The 10,945-nt window shown below is 69.7% G+C and carries 8 protein-coding genes; 5 read left to right on the top strand and 3 right to left on the bottom strand.

Annotated elements, in window-relative coordinates:
- The first annotated feature begins 27 nt into the window (after positions 1-27).
- On the top strand, positions 28-837 hold the full coding sequence (locus I6I07_RS23685; RefSeq protein WP_198483966.1) for an amidohydrolase family protein: 810 nt from the start codon (positions 28-30) through the stop codon (positions 835-837).
- A 66-nt stretch (positions 838-903) separates the two neighbouring features.
- The gene (locus I6I07_RS23680; protein WP_198483965.1) at positions 904-1,863 is read left to right on the top strand and encodes a tripartite tricarboxylate transporter substrate binding protein; all 960 of its coding nucleotides are present in this window, start codon (positions 904-906) and stop codon (positions 1,861-1,863) included.
- A 9-nt stretch (positions 1,864-1,872) separates the two neighbouring features.
- On the opposite strand, the gene prpR is transcribed toward I6I07_RS23680, so the two are convergent.
- Complete coding sequence (gene prpR / locus I6I07_RS23675) at positions 1,873-3,819, bottom strand: propionate catabolism operon regulatory protein PrpR (RefSeq protein ID WP_198483964.1); 1,947 nt, start codon at positions 3,817-3,819, stop codon at positions 1,873-1,875.
- Positions 3,820-3,994: 175 nt separating this feature from the next.
- Between prpR and prpB the strand changes: the two genes are divergently transcribed.
- From prpB to I6I07_RS23660, 3 genes are read left to right on the top strand one after another with little or no spacing between them, the layout of a single operon-like run.
- Entirely contained in the window at positions 3,995-4,903 is a 909-nt protein-coding gene (gene prpB, locus I6I07_RS23670) for a methylisocitrate lyase (protein WP_198483963.1), read from the top strand.
- Positions 4,904-4,962: 59 nt separating this feature from the next.
- Positions 4,963-7,632, top strand: a complete 2,670-nt coding sequence (acnA, locus tag I6I07_RS23665; protein ID WP_198483962.1) for an aconitate hydratase AcnA — start codon at positions 4,963-4,965, stop codon at positions 7,630-7,632.
- A gap of 38 nt (positions 7,633-7,670) precedes the next feature.
- Positions 7,671-8,648 carry a Bug family tripartite tricarboxylate transporter substrate binding protein gene (locus I6I07_RS23660; RefSeq protein ID WP_198483961.1) on the top strand — a complete coding sequence of 326 codons (978 nt, stop codon included), beginning with the start codon at positions 7,671-7,673 and terminating at the stop codon, positions 8,646-8,648.
- Positions 8,649-8,699: 51 nt separating this feature from the next.
- Here I6I07_RS23660 and I6I07_RS23655 read toward each other — a convergent pair whose 3' ends face one another.
- Positions 8,700-9,359 carry an alanyl-tRNA editing protein gene (locus I6I07_RS23655; RefSeq protein ID WP_198483960.1) on the bottom strand — a complete coding sequence of 220 codons (660 nt, stop codon included), beginning with the start codon at positions 9,357-9,359 and terminating at the stop codon, positions 8,700-8,702.
- A 106-nt stretch (positions 9,360-9,465) separates the two neighbouring features.
- Positions 9,466-10,845: an NAD-dependent succinate-semialdehyde dehydrogenase gene (locus I6I07_RS23650; protein ID WP_198483959.1), complete on the bottom strand. Its 1,380-nt coding sequence runs from the start codon at positions 10,843-10,845 to the stop codon at positions 9,466-9,468.
- Positions 10,846-10,945: the final 100 nt, after the last annotated feature.

Genomic DNA, 10,945 nt, shown 5'->3' with positions numbered 1-10,945 from the left:
GTAAATCCTATTGATAGGATGCGGTGCATGACATCACCGCTGAATCTTCCCGCCGGCGCCGCCGACTGCCACGCGCATGTGCTGCGCACCGATCTGCCGCTAATCGCCGGCCGCCATTCGGCGCCGTTGCGCCATGCCGAGGTCGACGAATACCTGCGGGTCCTGGACGCCAACGGCATCCGCTATGGCGTGCTGACCGCGCCCAGCTTCTACGGCAACGACAACCGCCTGCTGCTGCGGTCATTGCAAGCCGCGGGCGGCCGCCTGCGCGGCACCGCCATCGTCGAACCGGAGATCGGCGATGCCGATCTTGACGTCCTGTACACCCATGGGGTGCGCGGCGTGCGCCTGAACTGGTTGCGGCGCGAGCCCCTGCCGGACAGCGGCAGCCGCGCCTACCGCGCCCTGTATCCGCGCTTGCGCGAGCGCGGCATGCACGTCGAGGTCTACGTCGAAGGCGAGCATCTGGCCGCGGTGCTGCCTCCGATCCTGGCCAGCGGCGTGCGGCTGGTGCTGGACCATTTTGGCGGCCTGACGCCGGGATTTTCGACGCTGGACCTGCTGCGCGAGGCCCTTGCCCAAGGCCAGACCTGGATCAAGCTGTCCGCGCCCTACCGCCTGGCGGGCCAGGATGCGGCGGCGTTGACCGCCCTGCTGCTGCGTGAAGCCGGCGCGCAGCGCCTGCTGTGGGGCACGGATTGGCCCTGGGTGTCGAACGAGAGCGAGGTCGACTACGCGCGCTGCCTGGGCTGGCTGGGCGAGTGGCTGCCCGACCCCGGCCCGCGCGACATCATCCTGCGCGATACCCCGAGGCTGCTGTTCGATTTTGAAGACTGATTTTTCCCATAACAACCAACGACCCGTGGCGTCGGCTTCCGGCCGCTGCCACACCAGGAGACTGCCATGCCCCGTTTTCCCTTCACCGTCCGGGCGATTGCCCTGGCCCTTGGCTCGCTGATCGCGGGCGGCGCGCTTGCCGCCGAACCGATCCGCCTGATCGTTCCCACCACGGCGGGAGGCGGCACCGACGGCTTTTTCCGCATGCTGGCCAAGGATGCCGAACCGCATCTGGGCGCGCCGGTGGTGGTGGTCAACGTGGGCGGCGCCGGTGGCAGCATCGGCGTGACGCAGATGGTGCGCGCCGCGCCCGACGGCAACACGATCGCCGGGGTCTGGCTGGGGCCGGTCACGGTGGCGCCGCACACCACCCCGGTTTCCTACACGCCCAAGGACTACATCGCCGTTGCCCAGCTGACCAGCGCGCCCTACGTCATGTGCGTGCAGCACGACTTCGCCGCGGACGACGGCAAGCAACTGATGCAGTTGCTGCGCAAGGCGCCGAACCGCTATACCTTTGGCACCGATGGCGCGGGCGGTCCCGGGCAGCTGGCGGCGCAGCGCATCTTCAACCGCCAAGATATCCATCAGCGCGACATTCCCTACAAGGGAGCGGGCGATACCCTGCTGGCGCTGCTGGGCGGCCACATCGACATGTACGTGGGTTCGATTCCGCCGGTGCTGCCCTACGTGAAGAGCGGCAAGGTCAAATGCCTGCAATTGACCTCGGCCGACAAGGTGGCGGCGCTGCCGCAAGCCACCAGCCTGAACGAACTGGGCCTGGGCGAGGAACAGACGTTGCTGTGGCGCGGCATCCTGGCGCCCAGGAACACGCCGCCCGAGCGTGTGCAGGCGCTGGAGCGGGCGTTCACCGCGGCGGCGCAATCCCCGGCGACGCGCGGCTTTGTCGAGGATGCAGGCGAACAGATCGCCATCCTGACCGGCGACGCCTTCCGCGCGCAGATCGAACGGGAGTACGCCGCGTTGGGCAAGGTTGCCGAAGGGCTCAAGCTGTCGTCGAAATGATACCGGCCCCTACCCGCCCGTGCGCAACCACCGCCACAATGTGGTCGGGCTGATGCCGAGCTGTTCGCAGGCCTTGCGCCGGTCGCCGCCGCAGCGCGCCAGCACCTCGCGCACGTGGGCCGCCTGCTGGCGCCGGCCATGCGTGGCCAGGTCGCCCGGCTCGGACCGGGCGGCGCTTCGCGTCAGTTCCGGCGCCACGTCGGCCACGATGCGCCGCACCTGTTCGTCCGGCGGCGGGTCGGGCATTTCCGCCAGGAACACCGCCAGGCGTTCCAGCACGTTTTCCAGTTCGCGGATGTTGCCGGGCCAGTCGTAGGCCAGCAATGCGTCGCGCAAGGCCTCGGGCAACGGCGGCTCGCCGGCCAGGCCCAGGTTCTGCCGCACCCGCTGGTACAGGTTCTGCGCCAGCAGCCAGATGTCGTCGTGCCGCTCACGCAGCGTCGGCATGTCGATGCGCAGGATGTTCAGGCGGAAGAACAGGTCCTGGCGGAAGGCGCCGGCCGCCACCATGGCCGCCAGGTCGCGATGGGTGGCGGCCATGATGCGCACGTTGACGGGCACCGGTTCGCTGCCGCCCACCGGCATCACCTGACGTTCCTGCAGCACGCGCAGCAGGCGGATCTGCAGCGCCGGCGGCATGTCGCCGATCTCGTCCAGGAACAACGTGCCGTTGTGGGCCGCCTCGAACAGCCCGGGCTTGCCGCCACGGCGGGCGCCGCTGAAGGCGCCGTCCTCGTAGCCGAACAGTTCGCTTTCCAGCAGGGTTTCGGGCAGCGAGGCGCAGTTGACCGCGATGAAGGGGAAATGATGGCGCGCGCTGGCCTGGTGGATGCCCTGGGCCATGACTTCCTTGCCGGTGCCGCTTTCGCCGCCGATCAGCACCGTCGAGTCGACCCGGGCGTAGCGCAGGCCGAGCATGCGGGCCTTTGCCAGCGGCACGGACTGGCCATGCAGGTCGTCCAGCGTGTAGCGCACGGTGCGCACGCGGGTGCGGGCCCGCGTGCGCAGGCTGCGGTCGGCGCGGTGGATGGCGCCGGCTTCCTGCAAGGTCAGCACCGCGCCCGACAGGCCCACGCCGCTGGCCAGCGGAATGCGGTTCACCACCACCATCTTGCCGCCGAGCCGGTGCACCGATTCGGCCTCGCGCTTGCCGCTGCGCAGCACCTCGTCCAGCGACAGCGCCGGCGATATTTCCTCGAGCCGTCGTCCGGCCAGGCCGGCGGCGGTGATGCCCAGCAGGCGTTCGACGGCCGGATTGAGCGCTTGCACGCGGCCCGCCGCGTCGACCGCCGCCACGCCTTCGTCCAGGTTGGCCAGCACCGCGTTGAGGTATTCGCGGCGGCTCGACTCGACCCGTTGCAGGCGGGTGATTTCGATGGCGTCCTCGATGCACGCGGCCACCGTGGCCAACGAATACACCAGCACGCCGGCCATTCCCATGCGCTCGGCGTAATCGACGATCAGGCCCGAGCCGACCAGGACCTCGATGCCTTCGTCCTTGAGCTGCTTGGCCTGGGCCAGCGCGTCGTCCTGGTCGCGGTAGGTGCGCACCAGGATGTCGACGGCGAAGGTTTGCATGAAGGTCTGCAGCTCGGGATACTGCGCATGCTGGCCCAGCAAGGCCACGCGCGGCGAGATCCGGCGCGCCGTGGCCAGCGCGTTCATGACCTCGAAACCGCTGATCTTGACCTGCACCACCGGCACCGTGACGTGGCGGCGCAGATAGCTGCCGTTCAGGCCGGCGGCCACCACCACGTCGACAAGCCCCTGGCGAGCGGCGTCGTTGATGACGCTGGCGGCCGCGTCGAAGCCGGCCTCGATCAACTTGAATTCGCCGCGCTGGGCGTAGCTGGGCAGGATCTGGGCGAAGGTGCGGGCGATGCGCGCCACGCCCACGGCCCAGATGCGCGGCAGCGCCGCCGGGTCGGATTCCACGGGCGTCGGGACAGTCAGCATGGCGGCATCGGGTGCGAAGGTCGAAATGGCGATTTCATCATTGCAACGGACGTATTTCAATTATGAAAACCCTACCCTGCCCGGCCGCCGCCCGCCCCAGGGAAGGCGCGATTGGCATGCATCTTGCTTGATGGAATCTCATCCCCCCTGCCCTTATCCCCCACGGAGCGACCCCATGACGACTTCCCCCGAATCCGACCTGCCCGCTAGCGCCGGCCTGCGACTGCGCAAGGCGATGCAGGCCGAGCAGCCCTTGCAGGTGGTCGGCGCCATCAACGCCAACCATGCGCTGCTGGCGCGGCAGGCCGGCTTTCGCGCCATCTACCTGTCGGGCGGCGGCGTGGCCGCGGGGTCGCTGGGCGTGCCCGATCTGGGGATCGTCGGCCTGGAGGACGTGCTGACCGACGTGCGCCGCATCACGGAGGTCTGCCCCCTGCCCCTGGTGGTCGATGTCGACACCGGTTTCGGCGCATCGGCCTTCAATGTGGCACGCACCACGCGGTCGATGATCGCGGCCGGCGCCGCCGCCATGCAGATCGAGGACCAGGCCGGCGCCAAGCGTTGCGGCCATCGCCCCAACAAGGAAGTGGTGACCCTGCCGGAGATGGTCGATCGCATCAAGGCGGCGGTCGATGCCCGCACCGATCCGCACTTCGTCATCATCGCCCGCACCGATGCGCTGGCCAGCGAGGGCCGCCAGAGCGCGCTGGACCGGCTGTCCGCCTGCATCGAGGCCGGCGCCGACATCGCCTTTCCCGAAGCGGTGTACGACCTCGAAGGCTTCCGCGATTTCGCCCGCGCGTTGCCGGCGCCGATCCTGGCCAACATCACCGAGTTCGGCCAGACGCCGTTGCTGACCGTGCAGGAACTGGCCGCGGCCCACGTCGGCATGGTGCTCTATCCGCTGTCGGCCTTTCGCGCCATGAACCGCGCGGCCCAGCGCACCTACGAGGCGATCCGCCGCGACGGCACCCAGCGCGGCGTGATCGACCAGATGCAGACGCGCATGGAACTCTATGAAAGCATTGGCTATTTCGCCTATGAAGAACGGCTGGACGCGCTGTACGCTGGCAAGGCCGCCTGACACGCCATGAAGACAGCCGGGCGCCGACCCGGCGACAACGGAACGGAGACAAACGTATCGTGCAGCCCCCCGAGCAAGATCCCTATCTGCAGGCCTACGATCCGGACGCGGAATATGGCCGCCATTTCAGCGTGCCGGCGTTCGCCGCCGAGCACGGCCTGCAGGCCGGCCGCCTGCCCTACGTGGCGCGCGTGCTGATCGAGAACGCGTTGCGGCATGAAAGCGCCATCCACGGCCACCGGCCGCATGCGCTGGCCCTGTTGCAGGCCTATCATCCCGACGCGCCAGCGCCGGACACGCCGGCCGATGTCTGGCTGCATCCGACGCGGGTGCTGGCGCAGGACGTCAGCGGCATCCCCAGCCTGATCGACCTGGCCGCCATGCGCGATGCGCTGCAGGCGCGCGGCGGCGACCCGCGCCGCATCAATCCGCTGATCCCCACCGACCTGATCGTCGATCATTCGCTGATCGCCGAGGAAGGCGGCCACGCCGGCGCGCGCCAGGCCAACGAGGCGCGCGAATACCGCCAGAACCGCGAGCGCTACACTTTCTTGAAGTGGGCCCAGGGCGCGTTCGACAATCTGCGCCTGGTGCCGCCCGGCAAGGGCATCCTGCACCAGATCAACATCGAATACCTGGCCGAGGTGGCGACCACCCGGCGCACCGCGCAAGGCATGGCGGTGACCTGTCCCGACACCCTGGTCGGCACCGACAGCCACACCACCATGGTCAACGCCCTGGGCGTGCTGGGCTGGGGCGTCGGCGGCATCGAGGCCGAGGCCGCGATGCTGGGCGACGCGCTGGTGCTGCGCGCGCCCGAGGTCATCGGCGTGCGCCTGTTCAACCGGCCCGCGCCGGGCATCACCGCCACCGACCTGGTGCTCAACCTGACCCGCGTCCTGCGCGAGGCCAAGGTGGTGGCGCAGTTCGTCGAGTTCACCGGCGAGGCGCTGGACGGCGTGCTGTCGCTGGAAGATCGCGCCACGCTGGCGAACATGGCGCCCGAATACGGCTCGACCTGCGCCTACTTTCCGGTCGACGAGGAAACCCTGGCCTATCTGGCGCGCACGGGGCGCGGCGCGGCGCACATCGCGCGCGTGCGGCGCTATGCGCAGGCCGCCGGGCTCTGGCGCACCCCGGAGCGTCCCGGCTACAGCCGGCTGGTCGAGGTCGACCTGGCGCAGTTCACCCGCGTAGCCGCCGGCCCCAGCCGGCCGCAGGACCGCATGGCGCTGGAGGAAGTGCCGCTGACCTTCGCCAAGGCCACCGCGGCCCTGCCCCGCCATGAACATGCCGACCTGCCGCAGGGCGCGGTGGTGCTGGCGGCGATCACCAGTTGCACCAACACCTCCAACCCGCGCCTGCTGGTGGCCGCCGGGCTGCTGGCGCGCAAGGCGCGGGCGCTGGGGCTGCGGCCGGCGGCTTGGACCAAGACCTCGTTCACGCCTGGCTCGCGGGTGGTGACCGACTACCTGCGCGCCAGCGGGCTGCAGGCCGCGCTGGACGCGGTGGGCTTTCACACCGCCGGCTACGGCTGCGCCACCTGTGCCGGCCTGTCGGGTTCGCTCTCGCCGGCGGTGGAACAGCGCATCGCCGACGGCTCGCCGCGCGTGGCGGCGGTGCTGTCGGGCAACCGCAATTTCCCCGGCCGCGTCCATCCGCTGGCGCGCGCCAACTACCTGGTGTCGCCGCCGATGGTGGTGGCCTACGCGCTGGCCGGCACGGTCATGCGCGACCTGCAGCGCGAAGCGGTCGGCTGGCGCGCCGATGGCACGGCGGTGATGCTGGCGGACCTGTGGCCCAGCGACGCCGAGATCGACGCCGTGGTGGCCGACTACGTGCGGCCCGTGATGTTCACCGAACGCTACCGCGACGTGTTCGAGGGCGACCCGGCCTGGCAGGCCCTGCCCGGCGGCGGCGGCGCGTGCTATCCGTGGGACGCCGACAGCCTCTACCTGCGCCGGCCGCCCTATCTGGACGTGCCGCCGCAGACCGGCAGCGTGCGCATCGAGGGCGCGCGCGCCCTGCTCATCCTGGGCGACTCGGTGACCACCGACCATATCTCGCCCGCCAACGAGATCCCGCCCGAGTCGAGCGCCGGGCGCTACCTGCTGTCGCTGGGCGTGTCGGCCGACGCGCTGCACACCTACCTGGCGCGGCGCGGCAACCACCGCGTGATGATGCGCGCCACCTTTGCCCAGCCGACCCTGGTCAACGAACTGCTGCCGCAGGGCCCGGCCGGCCTCACCCGCCACCAGCCCGACGGCGCGGTCGAGCCGATCTACGACGTGGCCATGCGCTATCGCGACGCCGGCGTGCCGGTGGTGGTGGTGGCGGGCAAGGACTACGGCAACGGCTCGTCGCGCGACTGGGCCGCGAAAGGCACGCGGCTGCTGGGCGTGCGCGCGGTGATCGCCGAGAGCTTCGAGCGCATCCACCGTTCCAACCTGGTGAACATGGGCGTCCTGCCGCTGCAGCTGCCGGCCGGCGTCACGCGCCTGACGCTGGGCCTGGACGGCAGCGAGACGTTCGACCTCGAGATTGCGGCCGACCTGGCGCCACAGGGCTCGGCCACCTGCGTGATCCGCGGCGCCGTCGCGCCGCGCACGCTGGCCCTGCTTTGCCGCCTGGACAACGCGCACGAGATGGAGATCTGGCGTGCCGGGGGCATCCTGCCCGCGGTCCTGCGCCAGGCCCTGGAGGATTCGCAGCACGCTTCACAACCATAAAGATGAGGCAACGCCTCACGCCCTACCAAGGAGACAACATGAAGTTCGACCGACTCAAGTATCCCCTGTATGCCCTCGCGCTCGCGACGGGCCTGATGACGGCGTCCGCGGCCCAGGCTGGCGCCTGGCCCGAGAAGCCGGTGCGCCTGGTCGTGCCGTTCTCGGCCGGCGGCCAGCTCGACAACATGACGCGGATCTTCGCCACCGGGCTGTCCGACCATCTCAAGCAGCCCGTCATCATCGACAACCGCCCCGGCGCGGGCGGCATCATCGGCTCGGACATGGTGGCCAAGGCGCCGGCCGACGGCTACACGTTTTTGGTGGCCGGCAATGGCGCCATCACCAACAAGCTGCTGCGCAGCAAGATGCCCTATGAGGACAGCGACCTGGTGCCGGTCGGGCTGCTGTTCGAGTCCTCGTCGGTCATCGTCGTCAGCGCCAACAGCAAGATCCACTCGCTCAAGGACTGGCAGCAACAGGCGGCCAAGGAAAAGCGCCCCATCCTGTTCGCCACCGCCGGCACCGGCAGCACCGGCCATTTCGTCGCGGAAATGCTGGGCCAGGCGCTCAAGGTGCCGGTCACGGTCGTGCCCTACAAGAGCGGCTCGGAGAGTTCCACCGCGCTGATGGGCGGCCAGGTCGACGCCGCCTCGGAGGCGGCCGTGTCGGTGCGCAACTACATCGCTTCCGGCCGCGTGCGGGCGCTGGCGGCCACGGCGGATCACCGCTCGCCGCTGCTGCCCGACACGCCCACCACCGCGGAACAGGGCTTCGCCCAGATCAACATCACCCACTGGGGCGGCATGTATGCGCCCAAGGGCACGCCGCCGGACCTCATCAAGGCGATGAACCAGGCCATCGCCGACGTCATGGCCACGCCCAAGGTCCGCCAGCAACTGGTGGATGCAGGCTACGAGGCGATTCCGGGCTCGGTGGAGAAGTTCGGCAGCTTCATCGCCGCCGAGGACAAGCGGCTGGGCGGGATCGTCAAGAGCGCCAACATGAAGGCGGAATGAGCGGACGCGGGATGGGCGGCGCCGCGGCCGGCTTCCCGCGCGCGGCCCCCGCTAGGCGGCCGGCGCCGCGGGGTCGAGCGTGATCTCGATGCGCTCGACGCCATTGCCCTGGTTCCTGCGCTTCAGGTGCAGCGGCCCGATCTCGCGCGTGGTGCGCGGATGGGTGCCGCCACAGCCCATCCGCGAAAAGCCCTCGACCTCCCAGTAGCGGCGCTGGTTGGCCTCGTCGGAGAACGCGGTGACGATGGGCCTGGCGGCGGCGACGAGCGCATCCGTCTCGGCGCTCAGGCGCTCGAACAGGTCGGCGATGTTGCCGGCGCGGGCGAAGTCGATGCGCGCCTTGGCCGGCGCGATGTGCGCGCCGACCTTTTCGATGCCCGGTTCGAGCCGGTAGACCAGCTGCAGCACCATCTCGGCCGCGAAATGATGGCGCATCAGGCCGTAGCGGCGGTCCCAGTCGATCTGGACGGCGACGGCGTCGCCGGCGGACAGGCCGTGCCCCGGGGCCAGCGTGTAGACAATGTCCAGGCCTTCCTTTCTCGCCGCCAGCACCGGACAGCCGCCGATCGTGCCGGCATCGCTTTCCTGGCCGCCGGAAAAGGCGAAGAAAATCGTCGCGTCCAGGCGGATGTCGTCGCCGGCCACCGCGGCGACGGTGGTGTCCAGGCGCGTCAGGTAGGCATCCTTCCAGAAGATCTTGTCCGTCGCCACAGGGGCTCCTTGGGGTTCGATGGCGTCATGCGTGGACGACACTTTACTCCCGCCGGGGGGGGGGGGCCGCCCCGCGTGCCGGCATCGACATGCCCAAGGGCGCGCGTCAGCGGTCCAGGCCGGCCGCCAGCACGTACTTGACCTCGACGTACTCCTCGATGCCGTAGTAGCTGCCTTCGCGCCCGTAACCCGAGTGCTTGATGCCGCCGAACGGCACCGACGCGGTGCCGACCGAGCCGGAATTGAGGATCACCATGCCGGCCTCGATGCGCCGCGCCAGGCGCAGCGAACGCGCCAGGTCGCGGGTGAACACGTACGCCACCAGGCCGTATTCGGAGTCATTGGCGCGCCGCACCACCTCGTCCTCGTCGCCGAAGCGGTAGATCGCGAACACCGGCCCGAAGATCTCGGTGCGGGCGATGCGCATCGTGTCGTCCACTTCGGTCAGCACGGTCGGCTCGTAGAAGTTGCCGCCGCGGGCATGGCGCCGGCCTCCCAGCACGGCCTGGGCGCCCTGCCGCGTCGCGTCGTCCACCAGTTGCGCCACCTTGTCCACGCCTGCGGCGTTGATCAGCGGCCCCACCACGAATTCCTCCTGCATGCCCTGGTCGACGCGGATCCGCGCTACCTTCCCGGCCACCGCCGCGACGAAGCGGTCATGGATGGCGTCGTGCACGTAGACGCGGTTGGGCGAGATGCAGACCTGGCCCGAGTTGCGCAGCTTGGCCGTGACCAGCTGGGTGGCGGCTTCTTCGATATCGGCGTCGTCGAACACGATGAACGGCGCGTTGCCGCCCAGTTCCAGCGTCATTTTCTTCAGGTCGTTGCCGCAGGCCGAGGCCAGCAGCTTGCCCACGGCGGTCGAGCCGGTGAACGAGAGCTTGCGGATGCGTGGATCGCCGGTGAAGCGTTCGCCGATGTCCTTGGGGTCGCCGGTCACCATCTCGAAGACGCCGGCCGGGATGCCGGCCTGGCGCGCGTAGTCGAGCATCCTGTAGGCCGTCAGCGGCGTCAGTTCGGACGGCTTGATGATCATGGTGCAACCCGCCGCCAGCGCGGTGGCGATCTTGCGGGCGATCATCATGAACGGGAAGTTCCAGGGCGTGATGGCCGCGGTCGGGCCGGCGGGCTCCTTGAACACCAGCACTTCGGCGTGGGCGGCGTGCGAGGGGATGGTGTCGCCGTAGACCCGCTTGGCCTCTTCCGCGTACCACTCGATGAAGCCCAGGCCGTAGTCGATCTCGCCCAGCGCTTCGGCCAGGCACTTGCCGTTTTCCTGGACCATGAGCTCGGCGAAGGCGCGCTTGTCGGCCCGCATCAGCTCGAACCAGCGGCGCAGCAGGTCGCCGCGTTCGCGGGCCAGCCTGCGCGACCAGGCGGGAAAGGCGGCGCAGGCGCGGTCGATGGCCGCCTGCACTTCGGCGCCGGTCAGCTCGGGCGCCTGGCCGACCAGCGCGCCGTCGGCGGGGTTGTATACGTGGATCATGGTGTCTGCCTTTACAGAGGGGATGGCGCCGGCTCGGGGTATCGCCGGCATGGATTGCATAATAAAATTGCAGTACCCAGGCATCCATGGCATTGAGTCT

The sequence above is a fragment of the Achromobacter deleyi genome (assembly GCF_016127315.1).
Classification (GTDB): domain Bacteria; phylum Pseudomonadota; class Gammaproteobacteria; order Burkholderiales; family Burkholderiaceae_B; genus Achromobacter; species Achromobacter insuavis_A.
Note: the sequence above shows the minus strand (reverse complement) of the source record. Positions and strands in the feature narration are given on the sequence as shown.